The sequence below is a fragment of the Zafaria sp. Z1313 genome (genome assembly GCF_050563205.1).
Taxonomy (GTDB): domain Bacteria; phylum Actinomycetota; class Actinomycetes; order Actinomycetales; family Micrococcaceae; genus JAZDCJ01.
Genome location: NZ_JBNWUK010000010.1, coordinates 14,821 through 41,322, shown reverse-complemented (window position 1 = coordinate 41,322; position 26,502 = coordinate 14,821). Strand labels below are relative to the sequence as shown.

The following is a 26,502-nucleotide window of genomic DNA, read 5'->3' as shown; positions in this document are numbered from 1 at the left end:
TGGCACGTGCTAACTTGTTCGCATGACTACGACATCCCCCGCGGCCCAGACGGCCGGCCGCTCCTTGAACCCCGCATCCCCCGTCCGCCTCGCCGTCGTCGGCACGGGGTGGATCGGCGCCTTCCACGCCCGCACCGTCGCCGAGCGGCTCCCCGGCGTCGTCCTTTCCGCCGTCGTCGACCCCGTCACCGCATCGGCCCGCCGCGTGGCCGGCCCGTTCGGCGCCGGGGTCTTCACGGATCTCGAGGGGCTCCTGGCCGCGGACGCGGCCGACGGGGTCGTCATCTCCTCGCCCTCCACGACCCACGCCGACCTCGTCGTCCAGGCCGCCGAGGCCGGGAAGGCCGTCTTCGTCGAGAAGCCCATGGCGCACACCCTCGAGGACGCCGACCGGGCCATCGCCGCCGCCCGAGGCGCCGGGGTGCCGCTGCAGCTGGGCTTCAACCGCCGCTTCGCGGCCGACTTCGCCTCCGCCCACGAGCGCGTCGCCGCCGGCGGCATCGGCACCCCGCAACTGCTGCGCTCGCTGACCCGCGACCCGGAACTCGCGGACCCGGCCCGCGTGAAGCCCTGGACGATCTTCACCGAGACCCTCATCCACGATTTCGACACGCTCAACTGGTTCAACCCCGGCGCCCGGCCCGTCGAGGTCTTCGCGATGGGCGACGCGCTCGTCGCGCCGGAGCACAAGGACCGCGGCCTGATCGACACGGCCGTGGTCACCATCCGCTACGACAACGGGGCGCTGGCCGTCGCCGAGGCCAGCTTCCAAGCCGTCTACGGCTACGACGTGCGCGGTGAGTTCTTCGGCAGCGGCGGTATGGTGACCGCCGGGGACGTCCGCGCCACGAACATGCGCTACTACGGGGCCGCCGGTCAGGAGGCGGGGACGACGCGCCTGAACATCGAGCTGTTCGCGCAGGCCTACACGGACGAGCTGGCGGCGTTCGCGCAATCGGTCCGCACCGGCGTGCCGACGGGGCCCGACGGCGGCGATGCCCGCGCGGCGCTCGCGATCGCCCTGGCCGCGATCCGCAGCGTCTCGACGGGCCGGCCCGTGTCCCTGGGTGCCGACGGGACGCCCGCGTGAGCGCGGACCCGGGGCCCCGCCCCGTCCTGGCGGCGTGCGCGGAGATGCTCTTCCCCGAGCTCGACATCGTCGAGCGGGCCGAGCGGCTGCGCGAGGCGGGCTTCCTCGTGGAAGTGTGGGACTGGTCCACGAAGGACCTTCCCGCCCTGGCCGCGACGGGGGCGGAGTTCTCCTCCATGACCGGGTACCTGCGGGGCGACCTCGTGGACCCGGCCGGGGCCGACGATCTCGTGGCCACCGCGCGCGAATCCCTCGACGCGGCGGACCTCCTGGACGTGCCCCGGCTGAACCTCCACGGGACGGGCCTCGACGCACGCGGCCTGCCCGTCGTCCCGCGCCACGCCACAACGGGCGCCGACTTCCTCGCGGCGGCGCGCACCCTGGAACGCCTCGCGGCGCTCGGCGAGGCGCGCGGACGGGTCTTCACCCTCGAGAACCTGAACCGCGCCGTGGACCACCCCGGCGTCCCGTTCGGCGCCGCGGGCGACACCCTGGCGCTCGTCTCCGCCGTCGACAGCCCGCACCTGAGGCTCAACCTGGACCTGTACCACGCGCAGATCGGCGAGGGGAACCTGATCGAGCTCGTGGGCCGGGCGCTGCCCTGGGTCGGCGAGATCCAGGTCGCCGACGTCCCGGGCCGCTGCGAACCGGGGACGGGCGAGGTCAACTACGCCGCGATCGCCCGCGCCCTGCGTGGCCACGGTTACACGGGCGTCGTCGCACTGGAGGCCTTCGCCTCCGGCGACTCCGAGGCGGCGCTCGAGGCGTTCCGCGCCGCCTTCGCCTGACAACGCTGCAAAGGTTCCCGTTTCCCGCAGATCCGCTCCGGCGTGTCGGCGGTACACGCCGGGGCGCGGCCGGGCGGATCCGCGAGAAAATGGGAAGCCCCCCGGGGCCGGTCTGGCATAGGCTGGTCTCCGGTCCGGATCCAGGCGCCGGACACCCCGAGAGCTGCCACCGCAGGAGGACCCATGCGCGCGACCATCATCCACGGCCCCGGCGACATCCGCGTCGAGGACCGCCCGGAGCCCCGCCTCCTCGCGGCCTCGGACGCCGTGGTGCGGGTGACCGCCAGCTGCGTCTGCGGCTCCGACCTCTGGCCCTACCGCGGCGTGCGCCCCACGGAGGACCCCCGGGCGATCGGCCACGAGTTCGTCGGCATCGTCGAGCAGGTCGGGGACGGTGTCGAGACCCTGACTCCCGGCGACTTCGTGATCGCCCCGTGGGCCAACAGCTGCGGTCGCTGCCCGGCGTGCCGCGATGGCGTCCACGTGGCGTGCGAGCACCGCGCCTCCTGGGGCGGTCAGGACGAGCACGGGCTGCCCGTCGACGGCGGCCAGGGCGAGGCGGTCCGTGTCCCCAACGCGGACGGCACGCTCGTGGCCGTCCCGCTCGAGCGGATCCCCGCGGACCGCCGCGAGGGCGCGGACGGACTGCCGGACGAGGCCCTGCTCAAGTCCCTCCTGACCCTCTCGGACGTCATGGGCACGGGGCACCACGCGGCCGTCGCCGCCGGGGTCGGGCCCGGCAAGAGCGTCGTCGTGGTCGGCGACGGCGCCGTGGGCCTGTGTGCCGTCCTCGCGGCGAAGCGGCTCGGTGCCGAGCGGATCATCGCGATGTCCCGCCACGACGACCGTGCCGCGCTCGCCCGGGAGTTCGGGGCGGACGACGTCGTCGCGGAGCGCGGCCAGGAGGCCGCCGCGCGGGTGCGTGGGCTGCTGGGCGGGGTGCTCGCGGACTGCGTGCTCGAATGCGTCGGGAGCGCCGAGTCCATGGACCAGGCGCTGCGCTCGACCCGGCCCGGCGGTTCCGTGGGCTTCGTCGGCGTCCCGGCGGGAGGCGCGGAGCTGCCGATCGGGGTCCTCTTCTCCAAGAACATCTCCGTCGGCGGCGGGGCGGCCTCGACGCGCGCCTACCTGCCCGAGCTGCTCGAGGACGTCCTCGAGGGCCGGATCGACCCGGGACGGGTCTTCGACGCGGTGCTGCCGCTCGAGGAGGCGGCCGAGGCCTACCGGGCGATGGACGAGCGGCGTTCCATCAAGGTCATGCTGACCCCGTAGGACGCAGCCGGAAGAACGACGTCCCGGCCCGCTCGTGGGCGCCGGGGACGAGGAGCCGGCGCAGGTCCGGGCTCCACTCCACGTCCGCGAGCACGCGCCCGCGGACGGCCTCGGAGACGGCGTCGAAGTCCTCCGCCTCGAGGAGCCACTCCACCTCGCCCGTATTCAGGCGCACGATGCGGCGGTGGGCGTCGAGCCGGAGCGTGGCGGAGACCCAGTCGCCCGCGAAGCGCGGCGCCGAGCGGGCCGCGGGGCGGCGGGCGGACCGGCGCGGGGCGGCGGTCGTGGCGCCGGCGGCCGCACCGCGGGAGGCCGGGGAAGCCGGCCCGTCGGGGCCGGTGAGGGGATGCTGAAGAGTCGCCATGGCGTTCCTTCCGGACTGTCCTTGCCCGGACGCGGCTGCGCGCGGGCCGCTTCGTCATCCGAACCACCCGCCGAACAATCCGGTCCGCGGACGTGCCGCGGTTCGCAGTGGGGTTGGTGCATGGCCAGTCGGAGCTTGGCGCCATGTCTCGTGAAGCTGGAACCAGTCTAGGCACCGGTACCGGAGCCGTGGCAAGGCCGCGGCGCCCGGGCCGACATCCGGCGTCGTACTCCGGGGCACAACGCCCCTCGGCGCCGCCGGATGACCCCGGATGACGCGTCCTAGGCCTCCAGGAGGCCGCGGATGTCGTCGGCCGTCATCGCGGAGCCGAAGCCCTCGCCCTCGTCCATGACGGAGGAGATCAGCTTCCGCTTGGCGTCCTGCAGCGCCACCACCTTGTCCTCGATCGTGTCCTTGGCGACCAGCCGGTACACCATGACGTTGCGCGTCTGCCCGATCCGGTGCGTCCGGTCCACGGCCTGGGATTCGGCGGCGGGGTTCCACCACGGGTCCAGGAGGAAGCAGTAGTCGGCCTCGGTCAGGTTCAGGCCGAAGCCGCCGGCCTTGAGCGAGATCAGGAACACGGGGGCGCGGCCGGACTTGAACTCCGCGATCACGTCGGCGCGGCGCCGCGTGGAGCCGTCGAGGTACGCGTACTCGACGCCCTCGGTCTCGAGTCGGGCCGCGGCCTTCTTGAGGAAGGAGGTGAACTGGCTGAACACGAGCGCGCGGTGTCCCTCGGCGAGGACGTCCTCGAGCTGCTCGAACAGGACGTCGAGCTTGGCGGACGCCACGCCGTCGTACTCGGGGTCCACGAGCGAGGCGTCGAGCGAGAGCATCCGCAGCAGGGTCAGCGACTGGAAGATCGTGAAGCGGTTCCGGTCCATGTCCTCGACGAGGCGCAGGATCTTCTGCCGCTCGCGCTGCAGGTGGGTGTCGTAGATCTTCCGGTGCTTCGGCGCGAGCTCGACGTGCAGGACCTGCTCCTGCTTGGGCGGCAGGTCGGTGACCACGGCGGACTTGGTGCGGCGCAGCATAAACGGCCGGATCCGCCGCCGCAGCCGCGCGAGCGGCTCGTCGAGGCCCTGCTTCTCGATGGGCCGCTGGTACTGCTCGGCGAAGCGCACGGCGGAGGGGAAGAGCCCGGGGGAGGTGATCGCGAAGATCGACCAGAGCTCCATGAGGTTGTTCTCCATGGGCGTGCCCGTGATGGCGAGCTTGAAGCGCGCGTTCAGGTCGCGGGCCGCGTGGTGGGCCTTGGTCGCCTTGTTCTTCACGAACTGCGCCTCGTCGAGCACGAGCCCGGCCCAGTGCACGGAGTGGTAGGCCTCGGCGTCGAGCCGGAAGAGGGTGTAGGAGGTGACGACGACGTCGTTCTCCGCGGCGAGTTCGGCCAGCCGCCGCGGGGCGCGGGCCTGGGTGTCGGTGACGGCGGCGACCGTGAGCGAGGGGGCGAAGCGCGCGGCCTCGTCGGCCCAGTTCGAGACGACGGAGGTGGGGGCAACGACGAGGAAGGGGCCGGGCACCAGGGCGGAGGACGACGCCGGGGCCCCGGCCGCCGCCTCGAGCGCCGCGGGGGCGGGGGCCGGGTCGGCGGACGCCCACTGCTCCTTGGCGTGGAGCATGAGGGCGAGGGTCTGCACGGTCTTGCCGAGGCCCATGTCGTCGGCGAGGACCCCGCCGAGCCCGTTGCGCCACAAGCGGGCGAGCCATGTGAAGCCCTCGTGCTGGTAGGGGCGCAGCCGGGCGTCGAGCGTGCCGGGTAGTTCCGCCGGCTCGCCCTCGGCCGCCCCGAGCAGGGCGCCGACGCCCGCGAACCACGAGTCCGGGCCCTCCGTGTGGGTCGCGAGGGCGTCGAGCTCCTCCCACAGCGAGGCCTGGTAGCGCGTGAGGCGCAGCTCGTGGGACTTCTCCGTGAGCTGTCCGGCCTCGGTGACGAGCTCGCGCAGCTTGTCGAAGAGGGGCTGTTCGAGCGAGAAGTACGTCTTGTCCGGCATGAGCATCCGCGTCTGCCCGCGGGAGAGGGCGCGGAGGATGTCGGCGAACGGGATGCGCAGCTCGCCGACCGCGATCACGAGGCCGAGGTCGAACCAGTCGCGGCGTTCGGACTCGACGGTCGTGACGGTGAGCTCGGGGGACTCGGTGAGCTCGTGGTAGTCCGGTTGCGTGCCCTGGGTGACGACGACGAGTCCGTCGATCGCCTCGAGAGCGGGCAGGGTGCGCCGCACGAAGTCCACGGTGTCGAGGCCGCGGAGGGTGCGCGGGGCGAGGACGCGCGCCGCGAGGGACGGGGTGCGCTCGAGGACCTCGAGGGCCGCGTTCTCGAGCTCGGTCTCCGCCTCGGCATCCCGCGTGTCCGCGTCGACCGGGACCTGTCCGTAGTCGAAGTCCCAATCCAGCTCGGCCGTGTCGTCGCCGCGGTAGCGCACGCGCAGCACGAGCTTCGGCGGCTCGATCGGGGGCAGCTCCACGGACCGGTCCGGGCTGAGCACCGCGACGCGGCGGCCGAGGCGCGGGTAGACCGTGGAGAGGAAGCCGTCGATGTCCGACTCCGGGACGGTGACGGCCTCGGGGTGGCGCAGGACCTCGATCTCCGTCGCGTCGAGGCGCCCCTCGGCGGGGGAGAGGACGATCAGCTCGCGCGCGGCGTCCGCGGCGTAGACGCCGTGGTTGCCGATCGGGCCCACGGCCGCGCCGGGTTCCAGCTCGAGCTGGCGCCCGTCGATCGAGAGCAGGGGGACGAGCCTCAGCCCGGCGTCCGCGGCCGTTCCGGCCGGTGTCCCCGCGCCGTTCCGGAACGCCGCGAGCGCCACGGCGGCCGGCGAGCCGAGGACGATCCGGGTCTCGCCGCGCACGCCGATGAAGCGGATCCCGAGGCTTCCCGCCTCCGCCAGGAGCATCCAGAGCAGGGGGGAGGAGAACTCGTCGAGGTAGAGCCAGTCGTTGTCCTCGCCGAAGTAGAGCTGCCCGTTGGCGCGGTAGAGCGGCACGAACTGGCAGAACCAGCGGTGCTGCTCCGGGTCCAGCGTCAGGCCGTAGGTCTTGAAGCTGATGGTGTTCCAGCGCAGGTTCCCGCGGACCCAGCGCCCGTTGCCGGAGAGCACCATGGGGCGCACGCCGAGGCGCCAGCGGTGGCCGGAGGAACGCTGGTGCCCGACGCCGGAGCCCGGCGCCCACTGCCGGTGCGCGGTCTGGGTGGTGTCCTGGAGCTCGAACTGCAGCGCGAGGGGCTGCACGGGCGGGTGCTCCCCGCGTTCGGAACCCGGCCGGCCGCCGCGCGCCGTCCCCGCGGCGGCCGCGGCGCGCTGGCCCGCGCCGAGCAGGCCGTTCAGGCTCTCCCGCCAGGCCGGGGCCGCGGCGGTGGCCGGGGTGCCCTCGTAGACCTCGTCGCGGGCGCGCAGGTGCAGGGTGTTGGAGTAGATCATGAGCGCGGCCGCGTGCTTGCAGTCGGCGCCGACGGGGCACGAGCAATGGGCATCCGCGATGGTCCAGGCCCCCTTGGCCGCGCGCAGCTGCACGCGCGTGCGGTAGGGGACGGCCGCCGTGCCCTCGACGCGGCCCGTCAGGAGGGCGTCCTGCGGGGCCCACCGGAGCTCGGGGATGTGCTGGCTGTTCGCGTAGCCCTTGCCGCGCGTGAAGGCCGCCCCGCCGACGACGCGCAGGATCTCGCGGGCGTCGATCAGGGGATGCGAAGGCACGGGCATCCTCCCATCGTTTCACGACGACGCGGGTGCCCGCCAACCGGGGCGGGGTGGCTGTGGGCGGGGCGCCGAGACGCCCAGGTTAAGCCACTTGTAAGTATGTCAGTACAAACCTTTGACAGGACAAAGATTCTGGTGCAGAGTGTCTGTGTGCGTTGCCTCACACGGAAGACCCGCAGGGTGTCCCGGGGCAGGCCGCCCCGGCGATGAAAGGAAGTCGATCAGCGTGAACCTCGACGTGCTGACCATGGGACGCATCAGCGTCGACATCTACCCCAACGACATCGGCGTGGGCCTCGCCGACGTCGGCAGCTTCGGCAAGTACCTCGGAGGATCACCGACCAACGTGGCGGTCGCCGCGGCGCGGCACGGGCGCCGGGCCGGCGTCGTGACCCGCGTCGGCGACGACGACTTCGGGGGCTACCTCCTGCGCGAGCTCGAGCGCTACGGCGTCGACGCCGCCCAAGCCGTCCGCGTCGCCGGGCTGCAGACACCCGTGACGTTCTGCGCGATCCAGCCGCCCGAGGACTTCCCGCTCTACTTCTACGGGCGCCAGCCCACCGCCCCGGACTGGGAGATCCGCGCCGACGAGCTCGACCTCGACGCCGTGCGCGGCGCCCGGATCTTCTGGTCCACCGTCACGGGCCTGAGCCGCGAACCGAGCCGGGCCGCGCACCTCGCCGCCCTGGCCGCCCGCACCGGACTCGGCGAGGGCGCATTCACGGTCCTGGACCTCGACTACCGGCCGATGTTCTGGGACTCGGAACAGGCCGCCCACGAGCAGCTCGCCGCCATCCTGCCGCACGTGGGCGTCGCCATCGGCAACGACACCGAGTGCGCCGTCGCCGTCGGCCGCGGAACCCCCGACGAGCAGGCGGACCGGCTGCTCGACGCGGGCGTCGAGATCGCCGTCGTCAAGCTCGGCCCCGAGGGCGTCATGGCCAAGACCCGCACCGAGCGCGTGGTCTCCGCCCCCGTGCCCGTGCAGACCGTCAACGGGCTCGGCGCGGGAGACTCCTTCGGAGGCGCTTTCTGCCACGGACTCCTGGCCGGTTGGCCGCTCGAGACGGTCCTCGACTACGCCAACGCCTCCGGGGCCATCGTGGCCTCCCGGCTCGCCTGCTCCGAAGACATGCCCACTCCCGCCGAAGTCCTCGCCCTGCTCGCCGAGCGCGGGCGCCTGACCCCGGCCCTGGAAGAACTGGAGGGCGCCCAGTGAGCCTTCACTCCATCGACCCGCAGGACCCCCGGCGCTACGAGCAGCTCACGCGGCTCCGGCTCGAGGATCCCGGCGCCGTGGCCGCCGCGGCCGTGGCCCGCCGGCGCCACCCGGGCCCCGTCCTGGGCCGGCAGAACTTCATCATCGCGGCCGACCACCCGGCCCGTGGGGCGCTCGCCGTCGGTTCCGATGCGACGGCCATGGCCGACCGGCGCGACCTCCTGGACCGCCTGCGCACCGCGCTCGAGAACCCGGCCGTCGACGGCGTGCTCGCGAGCCCCGACGTCATGGACGACCTCCTGCTCCTCGGTGCGCTCGAGGGCAAGCTCGTCTTCGGCTCCATGAACCGCGGGGGGCTCGCAGGATTCGTCAACGAGCTCGACGACCGCTTCACGGGTCACACCGCCGAGGCGCTCGCGGCGTTCGGGGCCGACGGCGGCAAGATGCTCACCCGGATCGGCCTCGGGGACCCCGCGACGGCCTCGGTCCTGGAGAACACGGCCCACGCGATCGACGAGCTCGCCGCGCGGGGCCTGATCGCCATGGTCGAGCCGTTCCTCTCCTCCTGGGTCGACGGGCGGGTCCGCAACGACCTCTCGGCCGACGCCGTCGTCAAGTCCGTCGCGATCGCCTCCGGACTCGGGGCCACGAGCGCCTACACCTGGATGAAGCTGCCCGTGGTGGCGGAGATGGAACGCGTCATGGCGGCCACGACGATGCCGACCGTGCTCCTGGGCGGCGACCCCGACGGCGCCCCCGACGAGGTCTTCGCGAGCTGGTCGGACGCCCTCGCCCTCCCGGGCGTCCAGGGCCTGACCGTGGGCCGCACCCTCCTGTATCCTCCCGACGGCGACGTCGCCGCCGCGGTGGCAACGGCCGCCTCCCTGCTCAAGACCACGCCGGCCCCGGCCGCCGCGGGCATCACCTCGAAGGAGTCCTAGAAGACATGGCACAGCGCACCCTGACCGTCGCGCAGGCGGTCGTCGAGTTCCTCGGGCGCCAGTACGTCGTCGACTCGGTCGGCGGGCAGGACTACCGCGGCCGGCTGATCCCCGGCATGTTCGGGATCTTCGGCCACGGCAACGTCGCCGGCGTCGGACAGGCCCTGAAGCAGTGGCAGGCCGCCGATCCCACGCTCATGCCCTACTACCAGGGACGCAACGAGCAGGCGCAATCGCACCAGGCCGTCGGCTACGCCCGCCACACGCGCCGCCGCGCGACGTACGCCGTGTCCACGTCGATCGGCCCCGGCTCTTCCAACCTGCTCACGGGCGCCGCGCTGGCCACGGCCAACCGCCTGCCCGTCCTGCTGCTGCCGAGCGACACCTTCGCGACGCGGGCCGCCGACCCCGTGCTCCAGCAGCTCGAGCACCCCCATGGCTACGACATCACGGTCAACGACGCGTTCCGCCCGCTGTCCAAGTACTTCGACCGGGTCAACCGGCCCGAGCAGTTGTTCTCCGCGTTCATGCACGGGCTGCGCGTGCTGACGGACCCGGCCGAGACCGGTGCCGTGACGATCTCGCTCCCGCAGGACGTCCAGGCCGAGGCCTTCGCGGTCCCCGAGGAGTTCCTCGCCGAGCGCGAGTGGCGGATCCGCCGCCCCGAGCCGGACGCCGCCGACATCGCCGAGGCCGCGCGCCGCATCCGCGCGGCCAAGCGCCCCCTCGTCGTCGCCGGAGGCGGCGTGCTCTACGCGTTCGCCCAGGACCAGCTCGCCGCGTTCGCCGAGGCCACCGGGATCCCCGTCGGCTACACGCAGGCCGGCGTCGGCTCGCTGCCCTGGGACGCCCCGTACTGCCTCGGCGCGATCGGCTCCACGGGGACGACGGCGGCGAACGCCCTGGCGCGGGAGGCGGACCTCGTGATCGGGATCGGCACGCGCTACGAGGACTTCACCACGGCCTCGAGGACGGCGTTCCAGAACCCGGACGCCTCCTTCATCAACATCAACGTCGCCGCCCTCGACGCGTACAAGCACGGGACGTCCCTGCCGATCGTCGCGGACGCCCGCAAGGCCCTCGAGGCGCTGACGACGGCGCTGTCCGGGTACCGCGTCGGCGCGGACCTCGAGCACGTGGTCGCCGAGGAGAAGCGGCGCTGGGACGCGACCGTCGACGAGGCGTTCACGACCCGCCATGCCCCGCTGCCGGCGCAGAACGAGATCATCGGCGCCGTCCGCGGCGCCATGGCGGACACCGATGTGGTGGTCTGCGCCGCCGGCTCGCTGCCCGGGGACCTGCACAAGATGTGGCGCGTCAAGGACGCCTACGGCTACCACGTCGAGTACGCGTTCTCCTGCATGGGCTACGAGATCGCCGGCGGGCTCGGCGTCAAGCGGGCCGCGCTCGACGAGGCCGCGGCGGACGGGACCGAGGCGCGCGACGTCGTCGTCATGGTCGGCGACGGCTCCTACCTGATGATGCATACCGAGCTTGTCACCGCGGTGGCCGAGGGGATCAAGCTCATCACCGTGCTCATCCAGAACCACGGCTACGCCTCGATCGGCTCGCTCTCCGAGTCCCTCGGATCCCAGCGCTTCGGCACCCAGTACCGCGTGCTGGACCGGCAGGGGCACTCCTTCGACGCGGGGGAGAAGCTCCCCGTCGACCTCGCCGCCAACGCCGAGTCGCTCGGGGTGCGGGTCCTCCGGATCGAGCCGGGGCCCGACGCGATCGACGCGCTCGCCGCGGCCGTGGCCGAGGCCAAGGCCGCGCCCGAGGGCTCCGGTCCGATCGTGATCCACATCGAATCCGATCCGCTCCTGGACGCGCCCGACTCCGAGTCCTGGTGGGACGTGCCGGTCTCGGCCGTCTCCGAGCTCGACTCGACCCGCGCCGCCTACGGGACCTACACGCAGAAGAAGTCCATCCAGCAGCACTACCTGGGCTAGCCGGGCCGCCCCGGCCCGCCCAGCCCCCCACGACAGCAGACCCCGAGAGGAAGCCATGACCACGCAGACCACGACCGCCACGGGCGTGCGGACCATCAACCACTTCATCAACGGCGCCGAGACGGCCGGCGAGGGCACCGCCACGCAGCCCGTCTACAACCCGGCGACCGGCGAGGTCACGGGCGAGCTGCGGCTCGCGGGCCCGGCCGACCTCGAGGCCGCCGTCGCCGCCGCGCGGGCCGCCGCCGACACATGGGGCGAGGTCTCGATCGCCCGCCGCACCGCGGTCCTCTTCAGGTTCCGCGAGCTGCTCGCCGCGCACACCGACGAGCTCGCCCGCATCGTCACGAGCGAGCACGGCAAGGTGCTCTCCGACGCGGCCGGCGAGATCGGGCGCGGCCTCGAGGTCGTCGAGTTCGCCTGCGGGATCTCCCAGTCGCTCAAGGGCGAGTACTCGGACCAGGTCTCCGGCGGGATCGACGTCTTCTCCTTCCGCCAGCCCCTCGGCGTCGTCGCCGGCATCACGCCGTTCAACTTCCCCGTCATGGTGCCCCTGTGGATGGCGCCCGTCGCGATCGCCGCCGGCAATGCGTTCATCCTCAAGCCCTCCGAGCGAGACCCCTCCGCGAGCCTGCTCATCGCCCGGCTGTTCCAGGAGGCCGGCCTGCCCGACGGCGTCTTCACCGTCCTGCACGGTGGCAAGGAGACGGTCGACGGGCTGCTCACGCACCCCGACGTCGACGGGATCTCCTTCGTCGGCTCCACCCCGATCGCCCGGTACGTCCACGAGACCGCCACGAAGCACGGCAAGCGCGTGCAGGCCCTCGGCGGCGCCAAGAACCACGCCGTCGTCATGCCCGACGCCGACCTGGACCTCGCCGCGGACCACCTCACCGCCGCCGCGTTCGGCTCCGCCGGCCAGCGCTGCATGGCCATCTCCGTGGCCGTGGCCGTCGGCGCCGCGGGCGACGCGCTCCTGGACCGGCTCGTGGACCGGGCGAACGACATCACCGTGGCCGACGGCACGGACCCCGCCGCCGACATGGGACCCGTCATCACCCCGGCCTCGAAGACCCGCATCCAGCGGATCGTCGGCGAGGCCGGCGAGGCCGGCGCCGCCGTGCTCGTCGACGGGCGGGAGCTGGTCGTGAAGGACCACGAGGAGGGCTTCTTCATCGGCCCCACGGTGATCGACAAGGTCACCACCGAGATGAGCGCCTACACCGAGGAGATCTTCGGCCCCGTGCTCGTCGTGGTCCGCGTCAACTCGCTCGAGGAGGCCATCGAGCTCGTCAACGCCAACCCGTACGGCAACGGCACCGCGATCTTCACCTCGTCCGGGGCGCACGCCCGCACCTACACCCGCCGCATCCGCGTGGGCATGGTCGGCGTCAACATCCCGCTGCCCGTCCCCGTGGCGTGGCACTCCTTCGGCGGCTGGAAGGACTCGCTGTTCGGCGACCACCACATCTACGGCCCCGACGGCGTGCGCTTCTACACCCGCGGCAAGGCCGTGACCCAGCGCTGGCCCGAGCCGGCGCAGGAATCCACGGCCTCCTTCAACTTCCCGTCCAACTAGCCCCGCAGGAAAGGGACGCAGGACATGAACGACATCCAGCGGCACATCACGATCGGCACGGCCCCCGACTCCTGGGGCGTCTGGTTCGCCGACGACCCGAAGCAGACCCCCTGGCAGCGCTTCCTCGACGAGGTCGCCGAGGCCGGCTACAAGACGATCGAGCTGGGTCCCTACGGCTACCTGCCGACCGACCCGTCGCGGCTTGCCGACGAGCTCGCCGCCCGGGACCTGAACGTCTGCGCCGGCACCGTGTTCACGGCCTTCCACCGCGGGCTCGACGGATCGGCGGGCGCCTGGGAACAGGCCTGGGAGCCGGCCCGCAAGGTCGCCGAGCTCACGGCGGCGCTCGGCGGGCAGCACATCGTCGTGATCCCGGCCATGTGGCGCGACGACGTCACGGGCGAGGCCGTCGAGGACGAGCACCTCTCGGCCGAGGCCTGGTCCTCGCTCTTCGCCGGACACGACCGGCTGGGGCGGATCCTGCAGGAGGAGTACGGGCTGCAGCAGCAGTTCCACTCGCACGCCGACTCGCACGTGTGCGGCCAGGCGGACATCGAGACGTTCCTGCAGAACACCGACCCGAAGCTGACGACCCTGTGCCTGGACACGGGCCACGCGGAGTACGGCGGCGCGTCCTCCGTGGAGCTCATCGAGAAGTACCCGGAACGGATCGGCTACCTGCACTTGAAGCAGATCGACCCGCAGGTCCTCGCCACCGTCCGTGAGCGGAACCTGACCTGGGCCGCCGCGAACCTCGCCGGAGTCATGGTCGAGCCGCCCGCCGGCCTGCCGGACCTCGGCGCCGTCATCGACGCCGTCGAGAAGCTCGAGAGGCACGTCTACGGGATCGTCGAGCAGGACATGTATCCCGTCGCGGACTTCTCCGTCCCGCTCCCGATCGCAACCCGGACGCGCCGGCACCTGCTCTCCTGCGGGTCCCGCACCCGCGTCTGACACCCTCCACCCTCCGCCCGGTCCCCGGGCCCCACCCCTGAAAGGAGCAGCCGTGGCAGAGACGCTTCGCGTTGCCGTCATCGGAGCCGGACGCATGGGCGCCGACCACATCCAGCGCCTGCACCACCGCATCAACGGTGCCGAGGTCTCCGCCGTCGTCGACATCGACCTGGACCGCGCCCGCGCGGCCATCGAGGGGATCCCCGGCGCCGTCGCGCTCGCCGACGCCGCCGAGGCGCTCGAGGGCCGGGACGTCGACGCGGTCCTCATCGCGACCCCGGGCTTCCTCCACAAGGACATCCTGCTCGCCGCGCTTGAGCGCGGCCTGCCGATCCTGTGCGAGAAGCCGCTGACGCCCGACGCCGCCTCCTCGTGGGAGATCGTCCAGGCGGAGGCCGCGCTCGGCCGCCAGCTCATCCAGGTGGGCTTCATGCGCCGCTTCGACGCCGACTACGTGCGGCTGCGCGAGTCGATCCGCTCGGGCGAGTTCGGCGAGCTGCTCATGCTGCACCACCAGCACCGCAACCCCGACACCCCGCCCGGCTTCACCAACGAGATGCTCATCAACGACTCGGTGGTCCACGAGTTCGACGCCGTCCGCTTCTTCACGGGCGAGGAGATCACCTCGGTGCAGGTCCGCCTCGGCAAGCCCACCCGGCACGCGCCCGAGGGCCAGCACGACCCGCAGCACGTGCTCCTGGAGACCGAGTCCGGCGTGCTCGCCGACGTCGAGATCTACGTCAACGCCCAGTTCGGCTACGAGGTGGCCACGCAGGCGACCCTCGAGACCGGCATCGTCTCCATCGGCCACGACGCCGGCCCCTACGTCCGCAGCGCCGGCCGCTGGGGCGGGATCGTCGCCCCCGGCTTCGAGGCCCGCTTCGGCGCGGCCTACGACGTCGAGATCCAGGCCTGGGCGGACGCCGCGCGCCGCGGCGCGATCGCGGGTCCGAGCGCGTGGGACGGCTACGCCACGGCCGCGTGCTGCGAGGCCGGGGTCGAGGCCCAGCGCACGGGCGGCAAGGTCGCCGTCGTCCTCAACGAGAAGCCCGCGCTCTACGCGTAACCGACAGGAGAGACGCCCATGAAGATCGCCCTGGATCCCACCCCCTTCCACCACAGCCATTCCGTCCTCGAGTTCCCACAGCTCGCGGCGGACCTCGGCTACAAGTACCTGCAGCTCACCCCGCACGCGGACGTCGTTCCGTTCTTCACCCACCCGAAGGCCGACGACCGGCTCGTGGGCGGGCTGCGCGACGCATGCCGCGCCGCCGGCGTCGAAATCGCCTCCGTGCTGCCCGTGCTGCGCTGGTCCTCGCCCGTCGAGTGGGAGCGGGAGGCCGCCGTCCGCTACTGGAAGCGCGCCATCCAGATCGCCGTCGACCTCGGCGTGCGGCAGATGAACACGGAGTTCTCCGGCCGCCCGGAGCACGCCGAGGCGTCGGAGGCCGCGTTCTACCGCTCCCTCGAGGAACTCCTGCCCCTGATCGAGCGCGAGGGGATCGACGTCGCGATCGACCCGCACCCGGACGACTTCGTCGAGGAGGGGCTCGCGGCCTGGCGCGTGATCCGCGGCGTGAACTCGCCGAACCTCTCGTTCGTCTACGTCGCCGCGCACTCCTTCCACATGAAGGACGCGCCCCTGGACATCATGGACGCCGTCGGGGACCGCCTGCGCGTGGTCCACGTGGCCGACACCATGAACCACCACGCCTCACACGGCCTGCGCTACATCACCAACCCGCCGGGCAACCCGGTGCGCGTGCACCAGCACCTCAAGATCGGCGACGGCGACGTGAACTGGGACGAGTTCTTCGGCGGCCTCGCGGAGAACGGCTTCTACGGGCGCCAGGAGTCCGTCATGGTCTCCTCGGTCTTCGCCGAGAACGAGAACGCGCACGAGGTCTCCCGCTACCAGCTACGGGCCATGCAGGAGTACGTCTCCAGCACGCAGTAGCCCGGGGCCGCGGACGACGACAGCCCCGGAGGACGACGAACGGTGAACCGACCCATGACCCTGCCCGTTGCACCCGGCACCGCCACGACGGCGGACCACGGAGAACCCAACAAGAACCTCAAGCGCATCATGGCCGTGAGCACACTTGGCGGCCTCCTGTTCGGCTACGACACGGGCGTCATCAACGGAGCCCTGCCGTTTATGGAGGAGGACCTCGGGCTGACGCCGTTCACGACGGGGCTCGTGACGAGTTCCCTGCTCCTCGGGGCGGCCTTCGGGGCCATGTTCGGCGGCCGGCTCGCCGACCGCTACGGGCGCCGGCGCATGATCATGGCCCTGGCGGGCGTGTTCCTGATCGGGATCGGGATCGCGGTCTGCCAGCAGATCACGGGCGTGAACTCGATCATGTACTACGGCACGGAGATCCTGAAGCAGGCCGGCTTCGGCACGCAGGCGGCCCTGACGGCGAACATCGCCAACGGGGTGGTCTCGGTCGTCGCGGTCTTCTTCGGGATCTGGCTGCTCGGCAAGGTGGGGCGCCGGCCGATGCTCATCACGGGCCAGCTGGGGACCATCTCCGCGCTCGCGCTGATCGGCTTCTTCTCCTCCGTGCTGCCGGAGGGAACGGCCCGCGGCTTCGTGATCCTGTCGCTGACCGTGACGTTCCTGGCCTTCCAGCAGGCGTCGATCTCGACGGTCACGTGGCTCATGCTCTCCGAGATCTTCCCGCAGCGGATCCGCGGCCTGGGGATGGGCGTGGCGACGTTCGTCCTGTGGATCGTGAACTTCGGCGTCGGGTTCTCGTTCCCGATGCTCGTGGACGCGATGGGCATCTCCAATACCTTCTACCTCTTCGCCGTCCTCGGCGTCGGCGCGGTGGTCTTCGTGAAGCTCTACCTCCCGGAGACCCGCGGCAAGACGCTCGAGGAGCTCGAGGAGGAGTTCCGTGCCGGCGACCGGGCCGCCCTGGCCCGTCCCGGCAGCGGCACGGTGGGTCCCCACCACGCCGCCTGAGAGCGGCAGCGGCACGGTGTGGGGGACCGTGCCGCTGCCTCATGCCCGGCGTGCCCGGGCGGGTCCCGCGTCAATCGTGTCCCGCCTGGGCGCGCCGCTCTCATTCTGCCCCCGGTGTGGCGCCGGGCGCACCTCCGGGAACCAGTACGCCGTCGGAGTGCGGGGCCCGGCCCGCGTCAGCGGAGCCCGGCGTTCCCGGCTGCCTCCAGCAGGACGCCCGCGGCGACCTCGAGGCCCTCGATGCGGCCGAGGGAAGTGTCCTCGTGCTCGATGTGGACGGCCATGTCGGGGTCGACGCGGTGCAGTGCCGCGAGGAAGCGGGTCCAGAATCCGGCGTCGTGCCCGCGGCCGAGCGCCACGAAGTCCCAGGCGGAGTCCTTCGGCCACTCGTTGACGTACTCGTGCCCGCCGAGCCCCGTGCGCTCCTCGTCCTCGCGGAGGCGGCGGAAGCGGTCGTCGAGGACGCCGTAGACGGCGGCCTCCGGGTTGATCCGCACGTCCTTCGCGGCGGCGTGGACCACGAGGTCGCCGAGGTAGTCGACGGCCGCGACGGGGTCCATGTGCTGCCAGAACAAGTGCGAGGGGTCCATTTCAGCGCCGACGTTGGCGGTGCCCGCGCGCTCGACGAGCCGCTTGAGCGTCGGCGGATTGAAGACGAGGTTCTGCGGGTGCATCTCGATCGCGACCTTGACTCCGTGCTCGCCGGCGAGCTCGTCGATCTCCTTCCAGAACGGCACGGCGACCCGGTCCCACTGGTAGTCGAGCACGTCGAGCGCGCCCGAGCTCCAGGGGTTCACGATCCAGTTCGGGACGGTGGCGCCGGGCTCCCCGCCGGGGAGCCCCGACATCGTGACGACGCGGGTCTGGCCCAGGGCGCCCGCGACGCGGATGGCCCGGCGCAGCTCCTCGGCGTGCTTCGGCCCGATCGCCGGGTCGGGGTGCAGCGGATTGCCGTTCGCGTTCAGGCCGGCGAGCTCGATCCCCTTCCCGGCGAAGAGGCCCAGGTAGTCGTCGCGTGCGGATCCGCTCGCGAGGATCTGCTCGACGGGCAGGTGGACGGGTGGCAGGAAGCCGCCCGCGTTGATCTCCGCGGCGTCGAGGCCGAGGGAGGCGAGGACGTCGAGCGCCTCGGCCAGCGGGCGGTCGTGGAGGATGGCGGTGTAGACCCCGAGCTTCACAGCGTCACCAGCTGTCCGCCGGAGAGGGCCGAGCGGGTCACGGCCTCCAGGAGCTCCATGTTGTGCAGGCCCTCCTCGAACGTCGCGCAGCGCGGCAGCGCCCCGTCTTCGATCCCCGCGACCTCTTCGAGGAAGGCGCGGGCCTGGTAGACGAACGCCTCGTTCTGGCCCACGCCCATGCCGGGGGCGTCCATGGCGAGGCCGCCGCCGAAGTAGGGGTGCTCGGGGCCGAGGAGGACCTGACGGTAGCCGTTGGACTTTGCCGGTCCCTCGTTGACGAAGAGCTGGACCTCGGCGGGGCGGCGCTGGTCCCACACCGCTGCGCCGTTCTCGCAGAAGACCTCGAACGTGAGCGTGGTCGGGTGGCCGGCGGCGACGCGGGAGACCTCGAAGGAACCGGTGCCGCCGCCGGCGAACGCTGCATTGAACGCCGCGTAGTCGTCGTTTTCGACGGCCTCGAGCTGCTCCGAGACCTCCGTGTGCTCGTGGCCGAACACCGCGCCGAGGGGCACGGGACGCTCGGTGATGGCGGTCGCGAGGCGGCCACCGGCGACGGAGGAGATGTCGCCGCACAGGAACTCGGCGACGTAGGCGAGGTGGCTGCCGACGTCGGCCAGGGCGCCGGAGCCCGGGCCACCCTTGAAGCGCCAGCTCATGGGGGCCTGCGGGCTGCACGCGTAATCGGTCCAGTAGCGGCCGCTGAAGTGCAGCACCTTGCCGAGCGTCCCCGATTGGATGAGCTCGCGGACGTAGGCGATGCCCGGGGTGCGGCGGAAGGTGAAGCCGATCCGGGCCAGCGGCGCGGCCTCGGCGGCGATGCGGGCCATGGCGCGGGCCTCGTCGAGCGAGTCGCTGAGCGGCTTCTCGCACAGGACGTGCTTGCCGGCGGCGAGGAGCCCCTCGACGATCTCGCGGTGCAGGTGGTTCGCCACCACGACGCTCACGACGTCGATGTCGTCGGCCGCGGCGATGTCCTGCCACGTGCGGTCGTAGCGCTCGTAGCCGAATCGCCGCGCCGCGAGGGTCCCGAACTCCTCGTTGATGTCCGCGATCGACACGAGCCGGATCGGCGGGAGGGTGGGGCTGTTGATAGTCGATGCTGCGTGGTAGGCGGCCGCGTGTCCGCGGCCGGCCATGCCGGCGCCGATGACGGCGACGCCAAGTGCCTTGGCCATGTCGTACCTCTTCGTCTGGAGGGTGGGATGGTGGTGGGTGGCGTCACATTTGGAGCGCTCCATTGAATTCTCCATTTGAGAGTATGTCCTGTCAATACCTCTCGGGTAGTGTGGTCATCCGAGCGCCCGGAGCGGCCGGGCGGACGGCCTTTTCCCAGGGGGAGCGGTGGCGGCCAAACGCCCGACGATCTACGACGTGGCCCGCGAGGCGGGCGTCTCCAAGTCCCTTGTCTCGCTCGTCCTGCAGGGCTCGGACAAGGTCTCCGCGGCCAAGCGCGACGCCGTGCGGCGGGCCATCGCCACGCTCGGATACCGGCCCAGCCGGGCCGCCACGACGCTCGCGGCCAACCGCAGCCGGACCATCGGGGTCCTCGTCGACGACTACACGAACCTGTGGTTCGTCGAGCTGCTCAAGGGGCTCCGCGCCGCCGTCGAACCCCGCGGCTACAAGGTCCTGCTCGGCGACATCGCCTCGGGTGGTCCGGATGTCCGGGCGAGCCTCGAGGGTTTCCTCTCCCTCGACGTCGACGGGCTCGTCATCGCCGCCGAGGCCCCGCCCGATTCCTCGCGCGACCTGGGGATCCCCGTCGTCGTCGCGGGCAACCGCGCCGTCCGCCACCCGGGCGCCGTCGTCGTCGCCGGCGACGACGCGCTCGGCGCCGAGATGGCCGCCCGGCACCTGCTCGGCCTCGGCCACCTCCGCCTCGGCCACCTGACCGGGCCCGGCGAGGCGGCCCGGGTCCGCGCCGAGGCCTTCCGCGCCGCCGTCGAGGCGCACCCCGGGGCGTCGCTCACCGTCCGCGCGGCGGAGGGGACGCTCGAACCCGACGGCTACGCGTCCGCCGTCGAACTCCTGGGCGACGCGCCCGAGGTGACGGCCGTGCTCGCCGCGAACGACACGATGGCGCTCGGCGCGGCCGCGGCCCTGCGCGGGGCCGGGCGGAGGATTCCCGAGGACGTCTCGCTCATGGGCTACGACGACTCGCCCCTGGCCGGGTCCCACCTGCTGGACCTCAGCAGCGTCGACTACCGCGGCGTCGTCGTCGGATCCGACGTCGGCGCGGTGCTCCTCGAGTGGCTCGACGGCGGTTCCCCCTCCGCCCCGCCGCAGGCCGCGCCGCGCATCGTGCCGCGCGGCTCCACGGGGCCGGCGCCTACGGGGCGGTGAAGGGAAGGCGTGGGTCGACCTCCTGGGCGTCCCACGTGGAGCGCACCCAGCCGTGGTGCGGATCGTCGCTGATGAGCCACTCGCGGACCCGCCCGGGACCGGCCATCACATTGAGGTAGTAGAGGTCGTAGCCCGGGGCCGCCATCGCGGGGCCGTGCCAGCCGTAGGGGACCAGGACGACGTCGCCCGTGCGGACCTCCGCGGCCACGTCGATCGGGCGCTCGTCGGAGGCGTAGACGCGGGCGTAGCCGACGGCGTCTGCCTCCGCCGGCGCGCCGGAGCCGCTCGCGGTGCGGGTCTCGAAGTAGTAGATCTCCTCGAGGTTCGTCTCGCCGTCCTTCTCCTCGTCGTGCTTGTGCGGGGGATAGGAGGACCAGTTGCCGGCCGGGGTGATCACTTCGCAGACGATGAACCGGTCCGCCTCGAGGGCGGCCGGCGTGCCGAAGTTGTGGACCTGGCGGGAGCAGTTCCCGGCGCCCCGGAGCTCGACGGGCGTCTCGGCCGCCGTGACGAGGCGGGCCGGGTACTCCTCGCGCGCCGGCGCCAGGGCGATCGCGACGCGGCCACCGGCCTCGGACGAGAGAGTGAGCGCGGTCCCGGTTCCCGTGTAGAGGACGTCGGAGGGGCCGTCGAAGACGGAACCGCGCCCCGCGAGCTCGTACCGCGCACCGCCCGCTTCCACGGTGAACGAGCCTTCGAGCGGAACGACGATGCGCTCCTCCGCAGCGGCCTCGAGCCCGACGCTGCCGCCCGGGGCCAGGTGGGCCACCTTGAGCCCGGTGTGGCGCCAGCCGGCGACGGCCCTCGCGCTGTCGTGCGCACCGAGGGACACGGCCCACGGGCCGTCGGCGGCGGAACCTGCGGGGAACACCCAGTCGCTCATGGGGGCCTTTCGATCGGTGGCGGCGCGTCAGCGCTGCACGAGGGTCATTTCGAAGCTGTAGGAGTCGGCGCGGTAGACGTGGGAACCGGTCTCGACGGCGCGGCCGGCGTCGTCCATGGCCGTGCGCTCCATCGTGACGAGGGCCGCCCCCGGGGCGACCTCGAGCCGCCGGGCCTGCTCCTCGTCCGCGGAGACCGCGCCGATGCGCTGGTTGGCGAGCCGGAAGTTCACGCCCGCTTGGCGCAGGAGGCGGTACAGGCCCTCGCGGGACAGCTCGGCCTCGGTCATCTGGGCGACGTCGTCGCGCACCCAGTTCTCCATCACGGCCAGGGGGGCGCCGTCGACGCGCCGCAAGCGCGTGAAGTGGTACACGCCGACGCCGGGGGGCAGCTGGAGCAGCTCCTGGACGCGCTCGTCGGCCGGGGAGTGCGCGAAGCGGAGGACCTCGGTGCTCGGGGTCTTGCCCGCCCGCTCGAGGTCGTCGTTGAGGCTCGTCAGCTCGAGGTGGCGGCGGACCTGGCTGGCCACGACCTGCGTGCCGACGCCGCGCTTGCGGACGAGCAGGCCGGAGCGCACGAGCTCGTCCATGGCCTTGCGCATCGTGGGCCGGGACAGGTTCAGCTGCTGGGCGAGCTCGATCTCGTTCGCGAGCCGGCTGCCGTGCTCAAGCGTCCCGTCGTGGATCGCCGCCTCGATCCCCTGCACGATCTGGTGGTACAGCGGAACGGGGGACGAGCGGTCGATGGGGATGTTCAACCCGGTGGTCATGGAAACTCCTCCGCCCTACCTCAGGATGTCAAATTGATAAGACAAAGATACGCCCCGACCGTACCTCATCCCGGGATCCCGTGGTGGGTCCGGCGAGGGCGTGCCCCCAGCGTAGACGCATCTTGGAAAGGATGTAAATATGTCCTGACATACTATTGACATCTGTGATGGCGGTCACCATGATTTCTAGTCAGGAGGGGCGCCGCGTGGGGCGGGGCCCAACCCCGGGACCGCGTCCAGCGGCCCGGACGTGAACCGAAGGAGATTCCCGTGTCGTCGAAGCATTCCTGGCGGAAGATCGCCGCCGCCGCCCTGGTCGTCCCGCTCCTGGGACTCGCCGCCTGCTCGAGCGAGGGCGGCCGCGCCCCCGCCGCCGAGGCGGCCGGCGGGGGCGGCAACGCCGTCACCACGCCCGAGCTGAAAATCGCCCTCATCACCCACGCCCCGGCGGGAGACACCTTCTGGGACATCCTGCGCAAGGGCGCGGAGGAGGCCGCGTCCAAGGACAACGTCTCCCTGCAGTACCTCAACGACGAGGACGGCGGACGCCAGGCCCAGCTCATCGAGCAGGCCGTGGACCAGGGCGTCGACGGCATCGCCGTGACGCTCGCGAAGCCCGACGCCATGGCCTCGGCCCTCAAGAAGGCCGCCGACGCCGGCATCCCGATCGTCAGCCTGAACGCCGGCGAGGACCGCTTCAAGGAGCTCGGCGCGTTCACGCACTTCGGCTCCGACGAGAAGCTGGCCGGCGAGGCCGTGGGCGAGCGGCTCGCGGAGGACGGCTACGGCCACCCGATCTGCGTCATCCAGGCCCAGGGCCACGTCGGCCTCGAGAACCGCTGCGCCGGCGTCAAGGCCAAGGTCCCCGGCACCGAGATCCTCTACGTGCAGGGCACGGACATGACGCAGGTCGAATCCACCGTGACGGCCAAGCTGCAGTCAACGCGGGACGCCGACGTCATCATCGGCCTCGGCGCGCCGATCACCCTGACCATCCTGAAGTCCGCCGAGACCGCGGGCAGCGAGATCAAGGTCGCCTCCTTCGACATGAACCCCGAGCTGGCGCAGAAGATCGTCGACGGCGAGGTCATCTTCACGGTCGACCAGCAGCCGTGGCTCCAGGGCTACGGCGCGGTCGACGCCATCTGGCAGGCCCACCGCGGCGGCTTCCAGATCGGTGGAGGGCAGCCCGTCCTGACGGGCCCCACCATCATCGACGCGGAGAACGCCGACGCCGTGCTGGAGTTCGCCGCCGAGGGCATTCGTTAGTCCGAGGCCTTCCGGGTCCCCGGGGGCGGCGGCCGCGCCGCCGCCCCTGGTCGAGAGAAAGTGATGCATGAGATGAGTACTACAACGTTGACCACGCCTAAGCCCCCTGCGACCGATGACCGGGTCGCGGCGAAGGGAACGCTGGCGAAGCTGCTGGGCCGTCCGGAGATCGGCGCGCTCGTGGGCGCGGTGGCCCTGTTCGCGTTCTTCGCGGTCGTCGCCCCGGTCTTCCTGCAGCCGTCCTCCTTCGCGACCGTGCTGTACGGGGCCTCGACGATCGGGATCATGGCGGTCGGGGTGTCCCTGTTGATGATCGGCGGGGAGTTCGACCTCTCCACGGGAGTCGCGGTGATCTCCTCGGCGCTGGCCGCCTCGCTGTTCTCCTGGTACTTCAGCACCAACGTCTGGGTCGGCGTCGTCGTCGCCCTGCTCGTCTCGCTCGCGGTCGGCTTCGTGAACGGGTGGATCCTGATCAAGACCAAGCTGCCCTCCTTCATCGTGACCCTGGCCTCGTTCCTGATGCTGACCGGCCTGAACCTGGGTCTGACCCGCTTGATCGGCGGCTCGGTCTCGACCCCGTCGATCGCGCGGATGGACGGCTTCGCCTCGGCCCGCGCAGTGTTCGCCTCCTCCGTCGGGATCTTCGGGGTGGACGTGAAGATCACGGTGTTCTTCTGGATCGGTCTGGTCGCGGTGGCCTCGTGGATCCTGCTGCGCACGCGGGTCGGGAACTGGATCTTCGCCGTGGGCGGGGACGCGAACGCTGCCCGCGCGGTCGGCGTGCCGGTCGTGCGGACCAAGATCGGCCTGTTCATGGGCGTGGGCCTGTGCGGGTGGATCCTCGGCATGCACAACCTCTTCGCGTTCGACACCGTCCAGTCCGGCGAGGGCATCGGCAACGAGTTCCTCTACATCATCGCCGCGGTCATCGGCGGCTGCCTGCTCACCGGCGGCTACGGTTCCGCGGTCGGCGGCGCGATCGGCGCGTTCATCTTCGGCATGGCCAACAAGGGCATCGTCTACGCCGAGTGGAACCCGGACTGGTTCAAGTTCTTCCTGGGCCTGATGCTCCTGCTCGCCACGATCGTGAACATCGCCGTGAAGAAGAGGGCCGAATCCAAATGAGCACCCCCGAGACCCCGTCGCGGAACACCCCGGAAGGAACCCCCATGAGCCACGGCACCCGCAAGGACCGCATCGAGCAGGAGGCCCTGCTCGCCGGACAGGCCGATCCGCTGACCCACACCCCCGTGCACCTGCTCGAGCTCGACGGGGTCGGGAAGCGGTACGGGAACATCATCGCGCTGCGCGACGTGACGATGGCGGTCGACGCCGGACGCGTCACGTGCGTTCTCGGCGACAACGGGGCCGGCAAGTCCACCCTGATCAAGATCATCGCGGGCCTGCACCAGCACGACGACGGCACGTTCAACATCCTCGGCGAACCGCGCCGGCTCTCCTCGCCGCGCGAGGCCCTGGACTCGGGCATCGCGGCGGTCTACCAGGACCTGGCCGTGGTCTCGCTCATGCCGATCTGGCGCAACTTCTTCCTCGGCTCCGAGCTGTCCACGGGGTTCGGCCCGTTCAAGCGCCTGGACGTAGAAAAGATGAAGCAGGTGACCAAGGACGAGCTCGCCGCGATGGGGATCGACCTGCGCGACGTGGAGCAGCCGATCGGCCAGCTGTCCGGCGGCGAGCGCCAGTGCGTGGCGATCGCCCGGGCCGTGTACTTCGGCGCGAAGGTGCTGATCCTCGACGAGCCGACCGCCGCCCTGGGCGTGAAGCAGTCCGGCGTCGTGCTGCGCTACATCCTCCAGGCCCGCGACCGCGGCCTCGGGGTCATCTTCATCACCCACAACCCGCACCACGCCTTCCCCGTGGGGGACCGCTTCCTGCTGCTCAAGCGCGGCCGCTCGATCGGCTACTACGAGAAGAAGGACATCACCCTCGAGGAGCTCACGGCGCAGATGGCCGGCGGCGCCGAACTGGCCGAGCTCGCCCACGAGCTCGAACAGCTCGGCGGCCACAGCGAGCTGGCCGAGGAGGTCAAGGCCGAGGCCCGGGAAACGTCGGAACACGCGCCGGACGCCGCCCGCAACCTGGCCTGATCCGCCGCTTCCACGACGAAAGGACGACATGAGGACACTGACCCTGGGACTGGCCGGCGTCGGACGCATCGGCGTCATGCATGCCCGGAACATCCTTGGACTGCGGGAGCGCTTCGCCGCGCGGGGGATCGGGCTGCGGCTCGTCCTCACGGACGTCGCCCTCGAGCACGCCCGGGCCACGGCGGAGCGGCTCGGCGCCGGACACGCGGACGACGTCGGGGCCCTCCTCGCGGGCGGGATCGACGGCCTGGTCGTGGCCACGGGGACGCAGACGCACCCCGAGCTCATCCGCGCCGGCATCGCGGCCGGGGTACCGGTGTTCTGCGAGAAGCCCGTGGCGGGAGACACGGCCTCGTCGCTGCCGTTGCTGCGGGAGATCCGCGAGGCGGGGGGTACAGTCCAGATCGGCCATCAGAGGCGCTTCGACGCCGGCTACCTCGAGGCCAAGCGGGCCTACGCGGCCGGCGAGCTCGGGTGGATCCACTCGCTGCGCGCCGTCACGGGGGACATGTTCCCGCCCTCGGTCGAGTACCTCGCCACCTCGGGCGGCCTCTTCCGCGACTGTTCGGTCCACGACTTCGACGTCATCCGCTGGATCATCGGGCGCGAGGTGGTCGAGGTCTACGCCCGCGGTTCCAACAACGGGGACCCGGCCATCGGCGCCGTCGGCGACGTCGACACGGCGCTGGCCGTCCTGACGCTCGACGACGGCACCGTGGCCACCGCGACCGCCACGCGTTACAACGGGGCCGGGCACGACGTCCGCCTCGAGATCCAGGGCTCGAAGGGATCGCTCGTCGTCGGACTCGACGAGCGCGCCGCGTTGCGCTCGGCCGAGCCGGGGACCGCCTTCCCGTCCGGGTCGCCGCACGAGACCTTCGCCGAGCGCTTCGCCCCCGCCTACAGCGAGGAGATGGCGGCCTTCGTGGAGCTCGTGCTGGGGGAGCGGGAGAACCCGTGTCCGCCCGAGGACGCCGTGGCGGCCTCCGCCGTGGCCGACGCCGCCCAGGAGTCCCTGGCCACCGGCGCCCCCGTCCGCGTCGATCCTCTCGCGGCACGGATCTAGCGGCCCCGTCCGCCACGCGAAGCGATGGCGGACGCGGGGCCGGTCTGGTGGCTAGG

22 protein-coding genes and 1 riboswitch are annotated in these 26,502 nt (G+C 72.0%); of the genes, 16 read left to right on the top strand and 6 right to left on the bottom strand.

Annotated elements, in window-relative coordinates:
- Positions 1–22: 22 nt before the first annotated feature.
- From ACQ3I4_RS10825 to ACQ3I4_RS10815, 3 genes are all read left to right on the top strand, one after another.
- Positions 23–1,090 carry a Gfo/Idh/MocA family oxidoreductase gene (locus tag ACQ3I4_RS10825; RefSeq protein WP_329863142.1) on the top strand — a complete coding sequence of 356 codons (1,068 nt, stop codon included), beginning with the start codon at positions 23–25 and terminating at the stop codon, positions 1,088–1,090.
- A gap of 44 nt (positions 1,091–1,134) precedes the next feature.
- Entirely contained in the window at positions 1,135–1,878 is a 744-nt protein-coding gene (locus ACQ3I4_RS10820) for a TIM barrel protein (RefSeq protein WP_329863188.1), read from the top strand.
- A gap of 183 nt (positions 1,879–2,061) precedes the next feature.
- Positions 2,062–3,150, top strand: coding sequence for a zinc-dependent alcohol dehydrogenase family protein (locus ACQ3I4_RS10815; RefSeq protein WP_329863140.1), 1,089 nt, complete (start codon positions 2,062–2,064; stop codon positions 3,148–3,150).
- Here ACQ3I4_RS10815 and ACQ3I4_RS10810 read toward each other — a convergent pair.
- The gene (locus ACQ3I4_RS10810; RefSeq protein WP_329863138.1) at positions 3,134–3,514 is read right to left on the bottom strand and encodes a hypothetical protein; all 381 of its coding nucleotides are present in this window, start codon (positions 3,512–3,514) and stop codon (positions 3,134–3,136) included. The two genes, ACQ3I4_RS10815 and ACQ3I4_RS10810, sit on opposite strands and share 17 nt — an antisense overlap.
- 12 nt (positions 3,515–3,526) lie before the next feature.
- Positions 3,527–3,670: riboswitch (SAM riboswitch) on the bottom strand.
- A gap of 125 nt (positions 3,671–3,795) precedes the next feature.
- Positions 3,796–7,212, bottom strand: a complete 3,417-nt coding sequence (locus ACQ3I4_RS10805) for a DEAD/DEAH box helicase (protein WP_329863136.1) — start codon at positions 7,210–7,212, stop codon at positions 3,796–3,798.
- 229 nt (positions 7,213–7,441) lie between these two features.
- Between ACQ3I4_RS10805 and iolC the strand changes: the two genes are divergently transcribed.
- From iolC to ACQ3I4_RS10765, 8 genes are read left to right on the top strand one after another with little or no spacing between them, the layout of a single operon-like run.
- Positions 7,442–8,434 carry a 5-dehydro-2-deoxygluconokinase gene (gene iolC / locus ACQ3I4_RS10800; protein WP_329863134.1) on the top strand — a complete coding sequence of 331 codons (993 nt, stop codon included), beginning with the start codon at positions 7,442–7,444 and terminating at the stop codon, positions 8,432–8,434.
- Complete coding sequence (locus ACQ3I4_RS10795; protein ID WP_329863132.1) at positions 8,431–9,375, top strand: Cgl0159 family (beta/alpha)8-fold protein; 945 nt, start codon at positions 8,431–8,433, stop codon at positions 9,373–9,375. Before iolC ends, ACQ3I4_RS10795 begins: the two co-directional genes overlap by 4 nt.
- A 5-nt stretch (positions 9,376–9,380) precedes the next feature.
- Positions 9,381–11,327 (top strand): 3D-(3,5/4)-trihydroxycyclohexane-1,2-dione acylhydrolase (decyclizing), encoded by a 1,947-nt coding sequence (gene iolD / locus ACQ3I4_RS10790; protein WP_329863131.1) that lies wholly within the window; start codon positions 9,381–9,383, stop codon positions 11,325–11,327.
- Between the two features lie 55 nt (positions 11,328–11,382).
- Positions 11,383–12,906 (top strand): CoA-acylating methylmalonate-semialdehyde dehydrogenase, encoded by a 1,524-nt coding sequence (locus ACQ3I4_RS10785; protein ID WP_329863130.1) that lies wholly within the window; start codon positions 11,383–11,385, stop codon positions 12,904–12,906.
- A gap of 24 nt (positions 12,907–12,930) precedes the next feature.
- On the top strand, positions 12,931–13,860 hold the full coding sequence (locus ACQ3I4_RS10780; RefSeq protein ID WP_329863129.1) for a sugar phosphate isomerase/epimerase family protein: 930 nt from the start codon (positions 12,931–12,933) through the stop codon (positions 13,858–13,860).
- Positions 13,861–13,912: 52 nt separating this feature from the next.
- Positions 13,913–14,926, top strand: a complete 1,014-nt coding sequence (locus tag ACQ3I4_RS10775; protein WP_329863128.1) for a Gfo/Idh/MocA family protein — start codon at positions 13,913–13,915, stop codon at positions 14,924–14,926.
- Between the two features lie 18 nt (positions 14,927–14,944).
- The gene (locus tag ACQ3I4_RS10770; protein WP_329863126.1) at positions 14,945–15,817 is read left to right on the top strand and encodes a sugar phosphate isomerase/epimerase family protein; all 873 of its coding nucleotides are present in this window, start codon (positions 14,945–14,947) and stop codon (positions 15,815–15,817) included.
- A 54-nt stretch (positions 15,818–15,871) separates the two neighbouring features.
- Positions 15,872–16,831: an MFS transporter gene (locus ACQ3I4_RS10765; RefSeq protein ID WP_430633530.1), complete on the top strand. Its 960-nt coding sequence runs from the start codon at positions 15,872–15,874 to the stop codon at positions 16,829–16,831.
- 176 nt (positions 16,832–17,007) lie between these two features.
- Here ACQ3I4_RS10765 and ACQ3I4_RS10760 read toward each other — a convergent pair whose 3' ends face one another.
- Positions 17,008–18,009 carry a sugar phosphate isomerase/epimerase family protein gene (locus tag ACQ3I4_RS10760; protein WP_430633529.1) on the bottom strand — a complete coding sequence of 334 codons (1,002 nt, stop codon included), beginning with the start codon at positions 18,007–18,009 and terminating at the stop codon, positions 17,008–17,010.
- Positions 18,006–19,184, bottom strand: coding sequence for a Gfo/Idh/MocA family protein (locus ACQ3I4_RS10755; RefSeq protein WP_430633528.1), 1,179 nt, complete (start codon positions 19,182–19,184; stop codon positions 18,006–18,008). Before ACQ3I4_RS10755 ends, ACQ3I4_RS10760 begins: the two co-directional genes overlap by 4 nt.
- A 166-nt stretch (positions 19,185–19,350) precedes the next feature.
- Here ACQ3I4_RS10755 and ACQ3I4_RS10750 point away from each other — a divergent pair, with 166 nt between their 5' ends.
- Positions 19,351–20,352, top strand: a complete 1,002-nt coding sequence (locus ACQ3I4_RS10750; RefSeq protein ID WP_430633527.1) for a LacI family DNA-binding transcriptional regulator — start codon at positions 19,351–19,353, stop codon at positions 20,350–20,352.
- Here ACQ3I4_RS10750 and iolB read toward each other — a convergent pair.
- Both iolB and ACQ3I4_RS10740 read right to left on the bottom strand, forming a co-directional pair.
- Positions 20,339–21,235 (bottom strand): 5-deoxy-glucuronate isomerase, encoded by an 897-nt coding sequence (gene iolB, locus ACQ3I4_RS10745; RefSeq protein ID WP_329863116.1) that lies wholly within the window; start codon positions 21,233–21,235, stop codon positions 20,339–20,341. The genes ACQ3I4_RS10750 and iolB overlap by 14 nt on opposite strands.
- Before the next feature lie 27 nt (positions 21,236–21,262).
- The gene (locus ACQ3I4_RS10740) at positions 21,263–22,003 is read right to left on the bottom strand and encodes a GntR family transcriptional regulator (RefSeq protein WP_430633526.1); all 741 of its coding nucleotides are present in this window, start codon (positions 22,001–22,003) and stop codon (positions 21,263–21,265) included.
- A 270-nt stretch (positions 22,004–22,273) separates the two neighbouring features.
- Between ACQ3I4_RS10740 and ACQ3I4_RS10735 the strand changes: the two genes are divergently transcribed.
- From ACQ3I4_RS10735 to ACQ3I4_RS10720, 4 genes are all read left to right on the top strand, one after another.
- Positions 22,274–23,272 carry a substrate-binding domain-containing protein gene (locus ACQ3I4_RS10735; protein WP_430633525.1) on the top strand — a complete coding sequence of 333 codons (999 nt, stop codon included), beginning with the start codon at positions 22,274–22,276 and terminating at the stop codon, positions 23,270–23,272.
- 72 nt (positions 23,273–23,344) lie between these two features.
- The gene (locus tag ACQ3I4_RS10730) at positions 23,345–24,397 is read left to right on the top strand and encodes an ABC transporter permease (RefSeq protein ID WP_329863110.1); all 1,053 of its coding nucleotides are present in this window, start codon (positions 23,345–23,347) and stop codon (positions 24,395–24,397) included.
- Between the two features lie 44 nt (positions 24,398–24,441).
- A complete protein-coding gene (locus ACQ3I4_RS10725; protein ID WP_329863108.1) occupies positions 24,442–25,380 on the top strand; it encodes an ATP-binding cassette domain-containing protein in 939 nt (312 codons plus the stop codon).
- A gap of 28 nt (positions 25,381–25,408) precedes the next feature.
- Positions 25,409–26,446, top strand: a complete 1,038-nt coding sequence (locus ACQ3I4_RS10720; protein WP_329863106.1) for a Gfo/Idh/MocA family oxidoreductase — start codon at positions 25,409–25,411, stop codon at positions 26,444–26,446.
- The last annotated feature ends 56 nt before the right edge of the window (positions 26,447–26,502 follow it).